Annotated in this window: 16 protein-coding genes and 1 riboswitch; of the genes, 14 read left to right on the top strand and 2 right to left on the bottom strand. The window is 50.0% G+C overall.

Features of this window, described 5'->3' with window-relative positions; genetic code table 11:
* Nucleotides 1-94 precede the first annotated feature (94 nt).
* Nucleotides 95-220: riboswitch (glycine riboswitch) on the bottom strand.
* A 367-nt stretch (nt 221-587) separates the two neighbouring features.
* From N7386_RS17710 to napB, 13 genes are all read left to right on the top strand, one after another.
* The gene (locus N7386_RS17710; protein ID WP_220053819.1) at nt 588-1,259 is read left to right on the top strand and encodes an ABC transporter ATP-binding protein; all 672 of its coding nucleotides are present in this window, start codon (nt 588-590) and stop codon (nt 1,257-1,259) included.
* Between the two features lie 4 nt (nt 1,260-1,263).
* Nucleotides 1,264-3,933, top strand: coding sequence for an ABC transporter permease (locus tag N7386_RS17715; RefSeq protein ID WP_279770061.1), 2,670 nt, complete (start codon nt 1,264-1,266; stop codon nt 3,931-3,933).
* Entirely contained in the window at nt 3,930-5,180 is a 1,251-nt protein-coding gene (locus N7386_RS17720; RefSeq protein ID WP_279770063.1) for a lipocalin-like domain-containing protein, read from the top strand. Before N7386_RS17715 ends, N7386_RS17720 begins: the two co-directional genes overlap by 4 nt.
* Nucleotides 5,181-5,414: 234 nt before the next feature.
* Entirely contained in the window at nt 5,415-5,786 is a 372-nt protein-coding gene (locus N7386_RS17725; RefSeq protein ID WP_279770065.1) for a type IV pilin protein, read from the top strand.
* Nucleotide 5,787: 1 nt separating this feature from the next.
* Entirely contained in the window at nt 5,788-6,222 is a 435-nt protein-coding gene (locus N7386_RS17730) for a GspH/FimT family pseudopilin (RefSeq protein ID WP_279770066.1), read from the top strand.
* Nucleotides 6,213-6,620: a prepilin-type N-terminal cleavage/methylation domain-containing protein gene (locus tag N7386_RS17735; RefSeq protein WP_279770068.1), complete on the top strand. Its 408-nt coding sequence runs from the start codon at nt 6,213-6,215 to the stop codon at nt 6,618-6,620. The genes N7386_RS17730 and N7386_RS17735 overlap by 10 nt, the downstream gene beginning before the upstream one ends.
* A gap of 2 nt (nt 6,621-6,622) precedes the next feature.
* The gene (locus N7386_RS17740; RefSeq protein ID WP_279770070.1) at nt 6,623-7,165 is read left to right on the top strand and encodes a prepilin-type N-terminal cleavage/methylation domain-containing protein; all 543 of its coding nucleotides are present in this window, start codon (nt 6,623-6,625) and stop codon (nt 7,163-7,165) included.
* A 15-nt stretch (nt 7,166-7,180) separates the two neighbouring features.
* Nucleotides 7,181-8,806 carry a collagen-binding domain-containing protein gene (locus tag N7386_RS17745; protein ID WP_279770072.1) on the top strand — a complete coding sequence of 542 codons (1,626 nt, stop codon included), beginning with the start codon at nt 7,181-7,183 and terminating at the stop codon, nt 8,804-8,806.
* Between the two features lie 241 nt (nt 8,807-9,047).
* Nucleotides 9,048-9,317, top strand: coding sequence for a chaperone NapD (locus N7386_RS17750; protein ID WP_011718223.1), 270 nt, complete (start codon nt 9,048-9,050; stop codon nt 9,315-9,317).
* Nucleotides 9,314-11,794, top strand: a complete 2,481-nt coding sequence (gene napA, locus N7386_RS17755; protein ID WP_220056483.1) for a nitrate reductase catalytic subunit NapA — start codon at nt 9,314-9,316, stop codon at nt 11,792-11,794. The genes N7386_RS17750 and napA overlap by 4 nt, the downstream gene beginning before the upstream one ends.
* A 52-nt stretch (nt 11,795-11,846) precedes the next feature.
* Entirely contained in the window at nt 11,847-12,581 is a 735-nt protein-coding gene (napG, locus tag N7386_RS17760; protein WP_279770076.1) for a ferredoxin-type protein NapG, read from the top strand.
* A complete protein-coding gene (gene napH, locus N7386_RS17765) occupies nt 12,578-13,567 on the top strand; it encodes a quinol dehydrogenase ferredoxin subunit NapH (protein WP_279770078.1) in 990 nt (329 codons plus the stop codon). The genes napG and napH overlap by 4 nt, the downstream gene beginning before the upstream one ends.
* Nucleotides 13,564-13,995, top strand: coding sequence for a nitrate reductase cytochrome c-type subunit NapB (gene napB / locus N7386_RS17770; RefSeq protein ID WP_279770080.1), 432 nt, complete (start codon nt 13,564-13,566; stop codon nt 13,993-13,995). Before napH ends, napB begins: the two co-directional genes overlap by 4 nt.
* Before the next feature lie 247 nt (nt 13,996-14,242).
* On the opposite strand, the gene N7386_RS17775 is transcribed toward napB, so the two are convergent.
* A complete protein-coding gene (locus N7386_RS17775; RefSeq protein WP_011627178.1) occupies nt 14,243-14,395 on the bottom strand; it encodes a hypothetical protein in 153 nt (50 codons plus the stop codon).
* A gap of 94 nt (nt 14,396-14,489) precedes the next feature.
* Here N7386_RS17775 and N7386_RS17780 point away from each other — a divergent pair, with 94 nt between their 5' ends.
* Nucleotides 14,490-15,377 (top strand): LysR family transcriptional regulator, encoded by an 888-nt coding sequence (locus N7386_RS17780; protein WP_088210210.1) that lies wholly within the window; start codon nt 14,490-14,492, stop codon nt 15,375-15,377.
* Nucleotides 15,378-15,517: 140 nt separating this feature from the next.
* Here N7386_RS17780 and fusA read toward each other — a convergent pair whose 3' ends face one another.
* Entirely contained in the window at nt 15,518-17,611 is a 2,094-nt protein-coding gene (gene fusA / locus N7386_RS17785) for an elongation factor G (protein WP_279770084.1), read from the bottom strand.
* Between the last annotated feature and the right edge of the window lie 289 nt (nt 17,612-17,900).

Raw genomic sequence — 17,900 nt, forward strand, 5'->3', positions numbered from 1 at the left:
GTGACGCACCGCTGCCAGCCTAAAGAAAGACTATCACCCAGCCAATAAAGACAGGGAAAAAGTCCAAAAGACAAACGACAGGGACCGTGCAGTCATCCTCTCCTCTGTCCTTTTGCCTGAGCGTTTCGCAGAATGCATCCATCGACGCACCTACTTTCGCCTTCGGCGCCACCTATTATCGCGACTTAACGCAATCGGTAGTCTCTCCAGAGGCTCGTCCAGTAACAGTCCACGCCTTGCGGCACCTGAAAGAGTGCTTTGTATCGGGAAAGATCCCAAACAAAGTTGCCTCGTCGGTGTGGGGTTAATTCCCCACTCTCCTGCTACCTTCATCCGAACGGATTGTTAAATCGATAGTCCGCTATCGATTTAACAGGGCGCACAGCATGCAACAAACACAAAAATAGCTCAAGCCCATTCGCTCACAGAATGGGGTTCTAAAACCACAATTGCAGAAAATTTAAACAGCATAAAACCTAAGTCTGAATCCATGCAAAGTGAACCTTAAGGGCCAAATAGCAGTATCTATCAGAAGATAAAATGTTTTATCTTTAGTCGGGCTAAATGTTGCCAGAGTGGAAGGATAAATGTCAGAAGTAGCCAAACTTATCCAAGTGAGTAAAAGTTTTCGCGACGGCGAGCAGCGCCATACCGTACTGCAAGCCGTCGATTTAACCTTGCATCGCGGCGAAACCATCGCACTCACGGGCCCCAGCGGCAGCGGTAAAAGCACACTGCTAAATTTGATCGCAGGCTTTGAAACGCCAGACAGCGGCCAGATAGTGTTGAATCATCAATCCACCCAAGATTGGCAAGACAAACACTGGAGCGAGTTCAGGCGCAACCATTTGGGCGTGGTGTTTCAACAATTTAATCTGCTGACTCCGCTCAATGTGAGAAACAACATAGGTTTTTCACTCAATCTCAACGGCGCCAGTTGGAATCCTTGGTGCGATTATCTCGTCGACAAATTGGGGCTGGCTTCACTGCTCAATCGGCAGGTCGAGGCACTTTCAGGCGGGCAACAGCAAAGGGTCGCTATCGCCAGAGCCTTAGCCCACAACCCGAGTTTACTGCTGGCCGACGAACCCACGGGCAACCTCGATGATGAATCGGGCAAACAGGTGATGTCACTGCTGTGCGAACTGGCCAAAGAAAGCCAAACCAGCATCTTAATGGTTACCCACAGTGAAGAATGCGCCGCCTTTATGCACAAACGCTGGCATCTTTCCCACGCCTCTGTGTCTATCTCCGGTTAAGTCGATGATGAGTCCAGCATTAACCCCTAAGGCAAGTGGCAACAAAACCCCAAGCAGAAACCGCACATGGCTGCGGATCTATTGGGTATTAAGGGTCTTTCTCGCCCATTATCGCCACGCGCCGCTGCAAGCGGGCGCGATTTTGCTCGGGCTTGCCCTCGCCGTGACTTTGCTTATCGGGGTTAAAGCCACCAATGATAATGCTATTCGCAGCTACAGTGAGGCCACAGAACTCTTGAGCCAGCGGGCCGATGTGCTCTTAAGCGCGCCCATAGGTCAAGAAACCCTCGACGAATCCGTGTATTTCAGCCTAAGGCAAGCGGGCATCAGCCAAAGCCTTGCGGTTGTCAGTGGCAGAGTGGCGGGCATGAACGGTCAGTTTTGGCAAATTGAAGGCAGCGATATCGTCGCCGCGTTGACGGCGAGCCTAAGCCCAAAAGAGGGACAAAAGCACGACACCAGCACAAAGCAAGAAGCCAATCCAAGGATGTCGATGGGAGCGCTGCCGCTCGCCGATTTAATGAGTGGTGAGCCGATAGTGGTCATGAGTCAGAGCCTTGCCAATAAAATTGCACCCAATGGTCAACTCGCCCTCGCGCCCGCATCTTTTGCGCCCGACAAGCTTAAGGTCATCAGTATCGATGATAGCTGGGGACTGGGCAGTGCAATTCTGACCGACATTTCCCTCGCCCAAACGTTACTCGGAATGCAAGGCAAACTCAGCTATATCGCTCTATTTAGTGACAGGGATAAGCTCCCCGCCTTAAAGCAGCGGCTCGATACCCAAGGGATTACGCCGCTTCGCGCCAGTTACAGTCAACAGGACCAAGGCCAAGCCTTGATGGCGCTTACCCGCAGTTTTCATTTAAACCTCAATGCGATGAGCATGTTAGCCTTTGTGGTCGGGCTGTTTATTGCCTATAACGGCGTGCGTTACAGCCTGATGAAACGCCAACGTCTATTAATCCAATTGCTGCAACAGGGCTTAGCGCGGCGTGAAGTCATGCTGGCCCTGCTTGGCGAGTTGCTGCTGTTGGTAGTATTGGGCTCGTTAATGGGATTTATCTTAGGATTACAGCTCAGTCACTGGTTGCAACCTATGGTCGCTATGACCTTAGAGCAGCTCTACGGCGCCCACTTGTTGCCAGGAATTTGGCAATGGCGTTGGTTGGCCGAGGCGATAGCCCTCACTTTAGTCGCCGCCCTAGCCGCCTGTTTACCCTTATATTTCGACTTAACTCGCCAATCCCTCGCCCAAGGCGCTAATCGTTATCAACAAACGCAGGCCCACAACAAAACCCATGGCAGGCAGTTTTTCTTAGCTTGCGGCCTGCTCACGCTCGCGGCAATACTCATGCCCTTCAGCCACAGCTATAACACCAGTTTGGTATTGTTGGGTATGCTCGCCGTCGCGATTCCATTGCTATTACCACAAGTATTGCACTGGGGCGTCAGCTTGCTGCTGCCATTAACTCGTCCCGGGCTTAAACAATATCTTCTCGCCGAAACCCGAGAGCTTATCGCGCCATTGTCCCTCGCCATGATGGCGATACTGCTGGCACTGAGCGCCAATGTGTCGATGAACACCTTAGTCGGTAGCTTCGAGCAAACCCTAAGAAGTTGGTTAGAAACCCGTCTGCATGCCGATTTATACCTGCGCCCCAGCGCCAGCCATATGGCCGAAGTGCGTGATAAGTTGCGCCAAGATCCCCGCCTGAGTGGCCTGTATCAGCAATGGCAAGTGGAGGCGGAAGCCTCTACCCAAGGGGCAGCGCAAACCATACCCGTCAACCTGATTAGCCGCGATGATGCATCGATTCAACACACCAGCACACTCAAAGAAAGCTTGCCGGATCTCTGGCAAACCTACTTCGACGGACATTACGTGTTAGTCAGCGAACCTATGGCCATTAAGTATCAACTGCAACTCGGGGATACTGTGGCGTTAAACGTACTGGACAAAACCGCCAACAATCCCGTCATAATCGCGGGGATTTATTACGACCACGGCAATACCCGCAATGAACTCATCATCAGCCATAAGCTATGGCAACGGGCGCAGCTACCCGTGTTACCCATTAGCCTTGCGGCCAGTTTCCACTCTGTCGAGCCAGAAGAGCAAACCACTGCGACTCAGCGCAAACTCAGCGAGGCTGAGCTAGATGAACTGCAAGGGCAATTGGCCGTTACATTGGGCTTAGCGCAGGCGCAAATTTACAGCCAAGCCAAGATCAAGGCTCAGGCCATTGCCATGTTTAAACGCACCTTCTCAATCACCTTAGTGCTCAATAGCTTAACTTTGCTGGTGGCGGCCATAGGGCTATTTAGCGCCTGCTTGATGTTAACTCAATCCCGGCAAGCGCCATTGGCAAGACTGTATTCCCTTGGGGTGAGTCGCAGTAAGCTGCGGACTATGGTGTTCAGCCAGATGCTGCTGGTCGTGGTCATCACTTGCCTGATGGCCATGCCCACAGGCGCACTGCTCGGCTATTTATTGATTGATAAAATCACCCTGCAGGCCTTCGGCTGGACAATCAAGATGATTTGGGATTGGTTTGCCTATGGAAAAGCCATCCTCATTGCCCTAGTGACCTGCACCTTAGCCGTACTCTTACCGCTTTACTGGCAAACCCGCAGGCCCTTAATCGCCAGTTTGCAGCAGGAAACCCTATGAACGCACGCGTATATCAAACCAAGGCTTGGCGCGTTAATACATTAGCGTCTGCAACGCGATTTAAGATCAGCACAAGCGCAGGCTTTATCTTGAAGAGTGTCATAGGTGGCTTACTGCTTGCGACAATAAGCGGCTGCGATAATGCGCCTTCAACGACCGAGCCTCAATCCATGGGGGCTTTACTGGGGCAAGCAAGCGCAGATAGCCAAAGCTTTGCTAAGGTGACGCCAGGAAACCGCTTTCAATTTCCTCAAGATCACCTCGCCCACCAGAATTTTCGTCAAGAATGGTGGTATCTCACCGCCAATTTAACCACTGAGAATGGCGAGCAACTTGGCGCCCAATGGACGCAATTTAGGGTGGCGCTAAAACCTAAGCACTCTGAACCGCAAAACGTGGAACCTAATCCTAAGTCCACTTGGGCGACTGAACAGCTTTATTTTGCCCATAGCGCACTCACCTCCAGCACTTCTCACCTCGCCCATGAAAAATGGTCGCGGGCGCATCCATCACTTGCAGGGGTAAGCGCAAATCCCTACCAAATTCGCCTCGATAATTGGCAATGGCGCAGTAAATCGAATGAGTTATTCCCTGCAACCTTGAGCGTTGCAACCGACGACTTTAGTTATCAACTCGAGCTTAACAGTCAAGCGCCACTGCAATATCAAGGAGATAAGGGTTACAGCATTAAGAGTCGCGACGGCAAGGTCGCCTCTTACTACTACAGCCAACCCTTTATCACGATTCACGGCGAAATCACCCGCCATATCAAGACCAATGGCCAAGTGGAAAACCGCGTCGAAAAAGTCACAGGCCAAGGCTGGCTAGATAGAGAATGGAGTTCGCAGTTTTTAAATAAGAGCCAGCAGGGCTGGGATTGGTTTGCTCTTAGGTTAGATGATGGTTCGGCGCTGATGTTATTTCAGCTCAGGGAACAATCCTCCGATAAAGCGCAATCGGCCTTTTACAGCGCCAGACGAATGTTTGCCGATGGCACCGGACGCAACATTAATTCCCGCGATACCCCAGATGGGATAAAAATGACGCCACTCGAGTGGCAAACCACCAGCACGGGTAAATACCCGATCCGCTGGCAAGTGCAAATCCCAAGCGAGCAAATCGACATTCGCATTTCCCCCTTAAATCCCAATAGCGCCATGGCGTTATCCACCCAGTATTGGGAAGGCCCAATTGAGCTTAAAGGCAGCCATAGCGGCACGGGTTATATGGAGCTGACGGGCTATTAATTTCCATAAGTCTGGCTCAGTTCTAATGTGATCTCCATATCAAAAACAGCGACTTAACACGCATTATCCTCATACTATCGATTGCAAATGCTGTTGAATTTTCACTCAGTGATTGCATTTCGATTGAAATCCCAATAAATTATTATGACAACGTTGTCAAAACAATCAAAACAACAAGATAGCCATCGTAATCACGGACGATTCTATTCAGTTCAATAACACAGGGAGGGGTGAATGAGCGCTTTACGTAAAGGGTTTACCCTGATTGAACTGATGATCGCCGTCGCCATTATTGGCATTCTTGCCGCCATTGCGATTCCTTCGTTTAATGAGTACTTGAAACAAGGCCGACGCTTCGATGCGCAGCAATATCTCGTCAGTAGCGCCCAAGCGCTAGAGCGCCATTATTCCCGCAACGGCCTGTATCCCGCTTCGCAGAGTTTAACCAACAGTGCCTATTACCGTTTTAGCTACACGCCCACGGCGGATAAATTAGGTTTTAGCCTCAAGGCCGTCCCCACCAGTCGTCAGTCGGATTCCTGCGGCACCTTAAGCCTCGACCATAAAGGTGTACGCGCCCCTGCAACCCATTGCTGGACCCACTAAGATGGTAAGTCACACTAAAGCAGGGTTTACCTTAGTCGAATTACTGGTCGCTATTGCCATCATAGGCATCTTGGCGAGCATCGCCCTGCCTTCCTATCGGGATCTGATCGCCAGAGAAAGCCTCACCAGCACGGCGAATGAACTGATCTCCAGTTATAAATTCGCCCGTGGCGAAGCCATCAAACGCAATCAGGCGGTGACTCTGGAAGCGACAGAAGATGGACGCTGGCTAGTTATCAGCAATCAGGAACAACTTAAGGTCTTTAGCCCATCTAACCGCGGCGTCAGCATCGATGGTTTTAACACCCTCAATATCAATGCGACAGGCAACACCACCAAAACCCAGATGAGCCTCGAAAACACCCAAGGCGAAACGCTCAATCTGTGCATATTGCCAAGCGGGCAAAGTTATTTACAGGAGGCGGCATGCGCATAGTCACACTGAGTGAGAAACAACAAGGCTTTACCATGACCGAAGTGCTGATTTCATTAGTGGTTTCGGTCACTTCGCTACTGTCGCTCGGCAAAGCTCAGTTATCTTCATTGCAGCATGCGACCAATAGCTTCCAGTATACGGTCGCCACCATTCAAGCGCAGAATGCCATTGAAAGGATCTGGCCGAGGATCTGCGATATTCAGCGCCAACCCGCACGCTTTGAGGATGTCAATTTTAGGGCCAGTCTTAGCCAAGATATCCCCAGCGGTTACACCTTAGTGCTACCGAACACTTATCAAGACACTATGCCCATCACTGTGACTTGGCAGGACGGCCGCATTGAGGACAATAACAGTGTGAGCCTCAACGCCAGCTTTCCGCACTTATGTCAGGTGTAGCTATGTCCTTAAGCGCGAAAAAACAGCAAGCGGGATTTAGCTTATCAGAGCTGATGATCGCTATGGTGCTTGGGCTGATTATTATGCTGGCCGTGGTCAACTTTTTCGCCCCGCTCAAGGCCACTGTTGAAGAAAGTAAACGCCTCGAAAACGCTGCCGATGCGCTGAGATACGCCACCCTCAGCCTTAGCAAGAGCGTCAAACGTGCATCAAATATCGTATCCCTCAGCGCGAATGAGTTAGTGCTCGCAGTTGCAGCATCCCCAGCCCAGCCGAGTTTAACTTGCCTAGGAACCAGCAAAACCAGCGATTACAACGAAACCTACCGTTTTGACGCCCCCAATCTGAGCTGCGACGACGGCGATGGCGCTCAGGTGTTACTCACAGGGCTAGAATCGACCCGTTTTGCACTTAATGGCGAACTGGTGACTGTAGTACTCAAGCCCGAAAAACTCCCCGCGCAATATGGCCAAGGGATCCAGCTCGATATCGCCCTGCGTAAATCCCTATGGCAACAAGCCCTCAACAGCCAACAGAACCCATAAAGCAAGGAAGCCATAATGGACAATCTAAGACCAGCTCTAGGCAATAAGGAACATGGCGCGGTACTGCTTATCGTCTTAGTCTTCAGTCTGTTAGCGAGTTTGCTGGTGGTCACGTCCCTCAGGGATAACCTAGTACAAGAGCGACTGAGTGGTAACTTTCACAAGCAGGTCAATGCGCAGCTACTCGCCGAACAGGGAATGCACGAGAGTTACAACCAACTCAAGACTCAGCTGCAGCGTGCGCCCAATCAAGGCCTGCAAACCCTTTATGAGCAACTCCCCGCCGAAGCCGATGGCAGCCTCGAAGGCAGCAGTTATGCCCTCGAAAACGGTCAAATCGCCGGGGCCGATCTTAGCCTCGACAGTCGTGGCAATCATTTAGAGGGTGAGGCCAAACTCAACGCCCAGTTCACACTGCAGGGCAGTCACGGAAATACGATTTTCAATGATGCGATTGTGTCCTGCGAAAGCTTAAACCTTACCGGTAGCAGTAGCATCGATGGCTACGATTCCCGCAAAGGCGCCTATGGCGATAGCATCAGTAATGGCCAAGGAGGCAGTGAGCTTAATCAGCATGGCAAAGGCAATGTCACGACCATTGAGCCCAATGCCAATATTACGCTCACGGGCAACGCGCCAATTTACGGCGATGTCAGCGCCACGGGCAGCGTCACCCTCACCGGTTCGTCGGATATCCACGGCAGCATTCAAGCCAATAATGATGTCACCCTGGGCACTGGGACCATAGGCGGGAATGTCGCGGCGGGCAATAACTTTAACTTGGCCAACAGCGGCACGGTGGAAGGTTCGGTCAAAGCCAATAATAATGCCGCCACGGCGCCCAAAGCCCAGGTAAATGGCACATTGCAATATGGTGGCGACGGCAACTTTCATCAAGACAGCCAAATTGGCAACCTAGTCAACGCGCGCCCTAATGTGCCACCCGTGCCGACAAAATCCTGCGACCCATTGGATATTGGCGCTGTGATGGGCGGCTTTAAGATGCCAAATAACGGCGCGCGCAGGATTGATTCAAACGCCAATGTCACTATCACGCCATCGGGGTCGAGTAAGACCGAACTCGGCTGGAAAGGTGATTATTTCCCGAGCCTTACCCCCACGTCAGAAAACATCTTCGGTAGTGACACCCCAGTATTTAACCTCGACAGCTTAGTCATGAGTGCCGATGGGGTGCTCAATATCAGTGGCGGCGATGTCACCCTGATAGTCAATGGTGACTTTAAGATGAGTGGTTCGAATCAGCTAAATATTGCCCCGGGCTCTAGCCTTACACTGTTTGTGGGCGGTGAAGTCGCCTTTACGGCGGGGACAAACAACGGTAACAACATTAAGGGACAAACCCTGACCGATAGCAACAAGCCGCCACTGTCTATTTTTTCTGGCTCGGATAAGGATGTCACCGTCAGCGGTAATGTGCCAATTTATGCCGCGCTCTACGCCCCCAAATCTAAGGTTAATCTCCCCGGCGGCCCAGAGATTTTCGGCTCGGTGAGGGGCAAATCCATCACAGCGACCGGAAATGGAAAAATCCATTATGACAATGCCTTAGGCGCTGCCGACTTAGGCGAAGGTAATGCTAATCCCGCAGTCATCCTGCTCAAGCAATGGCAATATTTATAGAGCCAATGCTCACGCTTAACTTACTCGCTGGCTCCCTCTCCAAAGGGATAGGGATTGTGTAAATTTCAAACTGAGAGTTAGATCACGCGCAAAACTTTGATCCCGATCGACTATCCCCGCCAATACCTCTTGCGAGGTATACCCACATTTTTTATCAGGTCTAGACTCACAGTTATCCACATTGAGTTGTCGCGATGTTTATCGAAAACAACTGAATGAATCTCAAGATAAAGGTACCGCTATGAGTCAGGAATACCATGTCACCAGTCTTGTGGTACATGCCGCCCCTTATGCCTTACAACAGGTTGAGGCCGATATTGCCGCATTAAAGGGCTGCGATATCCACGCCATTTCCCCCGAGGGCAAGTTCGTTATTACCCTCGAAGGCAATAGCCAAAAAGCCATTCTCGACAATGTTGAAGCCATCAATGCCCTGTCCGGCGTGTTATCCGCCAGTTTGATTTACCACCAAGTAGAACCCTTAGAACAAGAGAGTGAGGAAACACTATGAGCATTAGCCGCCGCGAGTTTCTCAAGGCTAACGCAGCGGTTGCCGCTGCCACGGCCGTTGGCGTCACGCTTCCCGTGAAAATGGTCGAAGCCGCCGAGTCAGATAGCATTAAGTGGGATAAAGCCCCCTGCCGTTTTTGCGGTGTGGGTTGTAGCGTATTAGTCGGAACCAAAGCGGGTAAAGTCGTCGCCACTAAGGGCGATCCTGAAAGCCCAGTAAACCGTGGTTTGAACTGTATTAAGGGCTACTTCCTGTCGAAAATCATGTACGGCAAGGACAGATTAACCACGCCATTACTACGCATGAAAGACGGCAAATACCACAAAGAAGGCGAGTTTACCCCAGTAAGCTGGGATGTCGCCTTCGATACTATGGCCGCTAAGTGGAAACACAGCATCGCCACTAAGGGCCCTACCTCTGTCGGTATGTTCGGCTCGGGCCAATGGACCATCTGGGAAGGTTATGCCGCCTCTAAATTACATAAGGCCGGATTCTTAACCAATAATATCGACCCTAACGCCCGCCACTGTATGGCATCGGCCGTAGGTGGCTTTATGCGTACCTTCGGTATCGACGAGCCGATGGGCTGTTACGATGACTTAGAAGCTGCCGACCAATTTGTGCTCTGGGGCGCCAACATGGCCGAGATGCACCCGATCCTCTGGGCTCGCTTATCCGACCGCCGTTTAAGTCACAAAGACTGCCGCGTACACGTGCTATCCACCTTCGAGAACCGCAGCTTCGACTTAGCGGACAACCCTATGGTGTTCCGTCCACAGTCAGACTTAGTGATCCTCAACTTTATCGCTAACTACATCATTCAACACAAAGCCGTGAATACCGACTTTGTGACTAAACATACTAAGTTTGCCCTCGGTGTAGATGATATCGGTTATGGTCTGCGTCCAGATCATCCGTTAGAGAAGAAAGCCAAAAACCCAGGCAATGGTAAGTCTAGCCCTATCAGCTTCGAAGAATACGCTAAGTTCGTCAGCACTTACACGCTGGAATATGCGGCGAAAATGAGTGGTGTAGAGCCTGAAAAATTAGAAACCTTAGCTAAGGCCTATGCCGATCCTAAGGTCAAAGTCATGAGTCTGTGGACCATGGGGATCAACCAACACGTTCGTGGCGTGTGGGCAAACAACATGCTCTACAACATCCACTTACTCACTGGTAAAATCGCCACTCCAGGCAACAGCCCATTCTCATTAACGGGTCAACCTTCGGCCTGTGGTACTGCCCGTGAAGTCGGTACCTTCGCCCACCGCTTACCTGCGGATATGGAAGTGGCCAACGATAAACACCGCGCCATCACAGAAAAAGTATGGCAGGTACCTGAAGGCACCATTCCGCCAAAACCTGGCTTCCATGCCGTGCTGCAAAGCCGTATGCTCAAAGACGGCAAGCTCAACTGCTATTGGACCATGTGTACCAACAATATGCAGGCGGGCCCGAATATCAACGATGAAATTTACCCCGGTTTCCGTAACCCAGAAAACTTTATCGTGGTATCCGATCCATACCCAACCGTCACCGCCATGGCTGCCGACCTTATTCTGCCCACGGCCATGTGGGTAGAGAAAGAAGGTGCCTACGGTAACGCCGAGCGCCGTACCCATATGTGGCATCAACAGGTCAAAGCGCCTGAAGGGGCTAAGTCGGATCTATGGCAATTAGTCGAGTTCTCAAAACGCTTCAAAGTGTCTGAAGTATGGCCTGCTGAGCTTATCGCTAAACAACCAGAATATGCTGACAAAACGCTTTATGAAGTGCTGTTTGCCAACGGTGTCATCAACAAGTTCCCAACCACAGATTGTAAGGGCGACTTAAACGATGAAAGCGCGCACTTTGGTTTCTATCTACAAAAAGGCATTTTCGAAGAATACGCCGCCTTCGGTCGCGGCCATGGCCATGACTTAGCCGATTTTGACCGTTATCACGAAACCCGCGGCCTACGCTGGCCAGTGGTCGAAGGTAAAGAAACCCTGCGCCGCTTCGTTGAAGGTAGCGATCCTTATGTGAAGGCAGGTGAAGGCTACAAGTTCTACGGTAAACCCGATGGCAAAGCGGTGATTTTCGCCCTGCCCTACGAGCCTGCGGCAGAAGAGCCAAATGAAGAATACGATCTGTGGATGTCTACCGGCCGTGTACTCGAACACTGGCATACAGGTTCGATGACCGCCCGTGTACCTGAGCTGTACCGCGCTTACCCCGATGCACAAATCTTTATGCATCCTGAAGACGCTAAGGCCCGAGGTCTGCAACGTGGTGATGAAGTGCTAGTTGCTTCTCCCCGTGGTGAGGTCAAAACCCGTGTCGAAACCAAAGGCCGTAACAAACCGCCACGCGGCGTGGTGTTTATGCCCTTCTTCGATGCGCGTCAGTTAGTTAACAAGTTGATTCTGGATGCGACCGATCCACTGTCAAAAGAAACTGACTTTAAGAAGTGTCCCGTAAAAGTGATGAAGGCCTAAGCCCTCATTTGATAGCGATAAGCGTATTTGAAAGCGATTAAGGAGTGCTAAGGTGAGTCAGCAAGTGAAGAGTCCATTCACAGTCAAGCAAGTCAACCGTCGCCAGTTTTTGGCCACGACGGCTAAGGCTGGCTGCGTGATGGGGCTCGTGGGATTAGGCTTGACGGCCACGGCAAAAAGCCAAGGCCAACTCGCCCCCCAAGCTTGCAGACCGCCGGGAGCCCTTGAAGAAAGTGATTTTCTCTCCGCCTGTGTGCGTTGCGGTTTGTGTGTCGAGGCTTGCCCCTACGACACCCTATCACTGGCACGCTGGTTTGATGGCGCCGCCACTGGCACGCCATTCTTTACCGCAAGACGCATTCCCTGCGAAATGTGTGAGGACATTCCCTGCATCAAAGCCTGCCCATCGGGCGCGCTTGATCCTCAACTTGAGCAAATTAGCGATGCTAAGATGGGGGTTGCGGTACTGATAGATGAGAAAAATTGCCTGAACTTTAAGGGATTACGTTGTGACGTCTGTTATCGGGTTTGTCCGTTAATCGACAACGCCATCACCTTAGAACGCCAACGCAATCAACATAGCGATCACCACGCCATGTTTTTACCCACAGTCAACAGCGATTCCTGCACGGGTTGCGGTAAATGCGAGCATGCCTGTGTGCTCGACACGGCCGCGATTAAGGTGTTACCGACCGCTCTGGCGCTCGGTAAAGCGGCGGCGCATGACACTTATATCAACACCGAGGAAACCACCTTAGAGATGTTGAATAAGGGGCTGACGTTATGAGTAACAAGTCTATGAATAACCAGACGGTGAACTCAAAAGCTAAGGCTCACATGCAAGGCGAACATGCCGCAGCCATTGCTGAACTCGGATGGTTTGGCGCACACAAATATTTGCTGCTACGCCGCGCAGTGCAATTAGGCTTATTAGGCCTATTTGCACTGGGGCCACTTCTGGGAGTTTGGCTATTTAAGGGAAATTTATCGGCCAGTTTACTGCTCGATACCATTCCCTTTGCCGATCCACTGGTGAGCTTACAAATGCTGGCAAGCGGGCATATTCCCGAGCTTAGTCTATTGATAGGCGCAGCTTTGGTCATACTGTTTTATGCCCTCGCCGGTGGCCGGGTGTTTTGCAGTTGGGTGTGTCCAGTCAATCTGGTTACCGATGCCGCAAGCTGGCTCAGACGTAAATTGAATCTTCCTCGCACCAGCGAGTTACCGCGCAATTTACGTTATTACCTGCTGGCACTCGTGCTGTTATTGCCACTGCTCACGGGCAACTTGATTTGGGAATGGGTTAACCCAGTCCCCTTAGTCTATCGCGCCGTGTTATTTGGCAGTCTCAGTGGTTTATGGATCTTAGCGGCGATATTTCTGCTGGATCTGTTTATCGCCGAGCGCGCTTGGTGTGGTCACCTGTGTCCAACAGGCGCCCTGTTTGGCTTAATCGGCAAATGGAGCCCCATCAAAATCGTCGCCAGCAAAGCCAGTGCCTGTGATAACTGCATGGACTGTTTTAGCGTTTGCCCAGAGCGCCAGGTATTAAAGCCGGCGTTAAAAGGACAAAACCCGGTGATCACTAGCCCAGACTGCACCCAATGCGGCCGCTGTATCGATGTCTGCGCACAACGCGTATTTCGCTATCAAACACGCTTTACGGCCACTCAGGCTCAACTTAGTCCAGGCGATTCGACCGATTGTCAGTCGCCATCAACCACTTCACCAATTCGTCAACACATTGCCCCCAAGGCGGAGAATGACCAATGAAAAAAATACTCACCTTAGCTGCGATTGTATTAGCCATCGGCGGCTGCTCAGGCCAACAAGCAGACACGCAAGCCACACCCGTAAACATTAAATCCCTCGCCGGCGATAGCGCGGTAACGGATATTCGCCCCGCCGATGCCATGCCCGTCTACCCAAGTCGGGGCAAGGCGTTAGAGCGCAGCTTTACCGATCAACCGCCACTCATTCCCCATAAGGATGATTACAAAATCACTATGGATAAGAATGGCTGTTTAACCTGCCACAGCTGGGATAAAGCCCCACGGATGAAGGCTACGCCAGTGGCAAAATCCCACGTTATCGACGATAGGGGCACGCTCAATGGCCATAACTATTTCTGCACCCAGTGCCATGTTGCACAGGCAGAAAACAAAGCGCCTTTAGTCGAGAACAAGTTCTCAAATCAATAACACAGCACTTCCCTGCCCACAAAAGCCACTGCTAAGCCAGTGGCTTTTTATTTTCAGCAATAACACCTCAAAGCTTTGCCCGCTAAGTGTTTAAAGCATAGTGTTAAGAGCGCAGCTAATACTGAAGAGTTAGACGCAGAAAGTGAAATGCAAGGACTAAACAACCGTGCAATAAGATAGGAGTGAAGAAAGAAAACTGGCGGTAATAGGATACAAACAAGAAACGACCTAAAAGTAAAAACCCAGCCTAGGCTGGGTTTACTTGTTGTTTTGCTTTATGCAAATCACCCGCTGGAGCCGTTAATCTAGTTTGCACCGCTTTAGCTGTTTGCACATTCTTTGCTTCAGGCATCGCCGCCTGCCACAAAGCACCTACCCATAAACTCGATGTGGATTTCATTGGTAATTCCCCTTTTCTGTTAACGAGCTCAAAGTAATACTTAGGCCATCATCAGTAAAATGAATTAACGCCATACAATGGATTCCATTTAAGCATGAATATTCCAATCAAGACCTTGCAATGTTTTCTGATCCTCGTCGAAACGGAAAACTTCACTCGAGCCGCGGAAAAATGCTTTATCACCCAGCCGACGCTCAGCAAGATCATCCAAAGGCTCGAAGAGAGCTTAGGAGAGACGCTGCTGATACGTAACAATCAAAAGGTTGAGCTGACCCAAGCGGGACAACTGTTTGAGCACAGCGCGCGGGAAATTCTCGGGCAATGGCATAGATTGCAGGAGGACATGAGCAACTTAAGCGGACTAAAGACGGGACGATTAAGATTAGGCGTCTGCCCTATGATGAGCAGTTTAATTATCGGGCTGCTTACCAGTTACCGGAAACGCTATCCCGGCGTTGAACTACAAATGTATGAATACGGCGGGTTTGGTTGTGAACAAGCGCTGCTGAATAACAGCTTAGACATCGCCTTTACTGCGCTGCCAACCACCCATGAGACCGAGCTGGTTAACCAACCTTTGACCAAATATCCCCTACTCGCTTGTTTGCCCGATGGGCATCCACTTACCGCTAAATCACACCTCAGCTGGCAGGATTTTGAGCCCTATCCCTTTATTCTCTACAACGAAGATTTTTCCTTGGCTAAGCTAATCAATCGCCTGAGTCGTAAGGCGGGAGTGCAACTCAATATCGCGTTTCGAAGTGGTCAATGGGACTTTCTCGCCGCCATGGTCGAGGCCGATATGGGACTGGCCATTTTACCCGAACCTATTTGCCAAAAACTCAGTACCAGCAAGTTAGTGTTTAGACCTATGCAACCGGCGATGACCTGGGATTTAGCCCTTATCTGGCGACAAAATCTGCCTTTAACTCCTGCGGCCAATGCGTTACTGGAATTGAGTAAACAGAAAGCACTGCGTTAAATAACCCCTTCAAGGCTTGGACTTGGACTAAGCCTTAGGCTTCACTATGTTTATTCTTAAATTTCACCCATAAAAAAACCGCTGCTAGTCTAGGCTTAGCAGCGGTCTTTATTTGAGAAGTTAACTTAGAAGGTTAAGAATTACTTCTTAGCTTCAGCAGCTTTACGCTCTTTAACTTGCTCAACAACTTTGTCCGCAACGCTGTTTGGACATGGGCTGTAGTGTGAGAACTCCATAGAGAACTGACCACGGCCAGAAGTCATTGTACGCAGAGTACCGATGTAACCGAACATTTCTGATAACGGAACGTCAGCCTTAACGCGAACACCAGTTACACCAGCAACTTGGTCTTTGATCATGCCTCGACGACGGTTTAAGTCACCGATTACGTCACCCACGTTGTCTTCTGGGCTGAACACGTCAACTTTCATGATTGGCTCAAGCAGTTGTGGTTTAGCTTTAGCAATAGACTGACGGAATGCCGCTTTAGCAGCGATTTCGAACGCGATTGCTGAAGAGTCAACTGCGTGGTAAGCACCGTCAGTCAGTTCGAACTCAACGTCTAACACTGGGAAGCCAGCGATAGTACCAGTGTTCATCATGCTCGCGAAGCCTTTCTCAACTGCTGGCCAGTATTCCTTAGGAACGTTACCACCAACAACTGAAGACTTGAACACGAAGCCAGAGTTTGGCTCACCTGGGCGGATGATGTATTCGATCTTACCGAATTGACCAGAACCACCAGATTGTTTCTTGTGGGTGTATTGGTCTTCAACCATTTGAGTAATGGTTTCACGGTATGCTACTTGTGGTTCACCCACGATCAGCTCAACACCGTAAGTACGCTTCAGGATGTCCACTTTAATGTCTAAGTGCAGTTCACCCATACCTTTAAGGATGGTTTCACCTGAATCTTCGTCAGTTTCTACGCGGAATGATGGATCTTCAGCGATCATCTTACCGATAGCGATAGCCATCTTCTCGCTGCCGCCTTTATCTTTTGGCGCTACTGCGATAGAGATAACTGGCTCTGGGAACACCATGGCTTCCAGAGTACATGGGTGCTTAACATCACACAGAGTGTGACCAGTTTGTACGTTCTTCATACCCACGATAGCGATAATGTCACCAGCTTCAGCTGCTTCAATTTCGATACGATCGTTTGCAAGCATTTCGCACATACGGCCGATACGCTCAGTCTTACCAGTTGCACTGTTAAGAATGGTGTCACCTTTCTTCAGACGACCAGAGTAAATACGTACGAAGGTCAGGGCGCCGAAACGGTCGTCCATGATCTTGAACGCTAATGCTTTTAAAGACTCGTCAGCAGAAACGATTGCGTATTCGCCAGTTTCGTTGCCTTCTTCGTCAGTTAAAGGTTGTGGATCAACTTCGTTTGGTGCTGGCAGGTAGTCAACAACCGCGTCTAAAACCAGTTGCATACCTTTGTTCTTAAACGCTGAACCACAGAATGTTGGGAAGAATGCCATAGTACGAGTACCCTTACGGATACAACGCTTCAGGTCTTCAATAGATGGCTCTTCGCCTTCCATGTAAGCTTCCAGCAGATCGTCATCTTGCTCAACAGCCGTTTCGATTAGCTGTTCACGGTATTCTTCAACTAAGTCAACCATGTCAGCAGGGATCTCTTGGATAGAGTAGTTTTCTGGTAAACCAGTTTCATCCCACACGTAAGCTTGGCGAGTTAACAGGTCAACAACACCTTTAAACTCATCTTCAATACCGATTGGCAGAACCATAACCAATGGTGTAGCAGCTAAAACGTCTTTAGTCTGCTTCACAACGCGTAAAAAGTCAGCACCCATACGGTCTAACTTGTTTACGAAGATGATACGAGCAACTTCAGATTCGTTAGCATAGCGCCAGTTAGTTTCTGATTGCGGCTCAACACCACCAGAACCACAGAATACAGCGATACCGCCGTCAAGAACCTTCAGAGAACGGTAAACTTCAACTGTGAAGTCAACGTGCCCAGGGGTATCAATAACGTTGAAACGGTGATCTTTCCAGAAACAGCTTACTGCTGCTGATTGAATAGTAATACCGCGCTCAGCTTCCTGAACCATGAAATCTGTTGTAGATTCACCGTCGTGGGTTTCACCAGCTTTGTGAATTCTACCAGTTAGCTTAAGAATACGCTCGGTGGTCGTGGTTTTACCCGCGTCAACGTGAGCGAAGATACCAATGTTTCTGTATTTGGATAATTCGGTCATGATTCAACTTTAATGATTAGTTTAAGAAGTAGACGGAGTATGCGACAAACCACCGACACACCGCACATCAGATTATTTTAGGCGCATATTGTAAATTGGAACCCCGCTCTTCGCAAATGGCTCTTGCAATTTTTCACGATAAAGTCGCGGAAAAAATTAAAAAAAAATAAGAAAAATATGTGAAAACAATTAAATAAAAATTTTTAGCTCATTTATCAATCAATTACTAAAAACCTTAAAAATAAGCGTGGTTTTGCTGATATTGATGTTTTTCCATGCTTTAACGGTT

Source organism: Shewanella sp. GD04112 (genome assembly GCF_029835735.1).
Classification (GTDB): Bacteria; Pseudomonadota; Gammaproteobacteria; order Enterobacterales; family Shewanellaceae; genus Shewanella.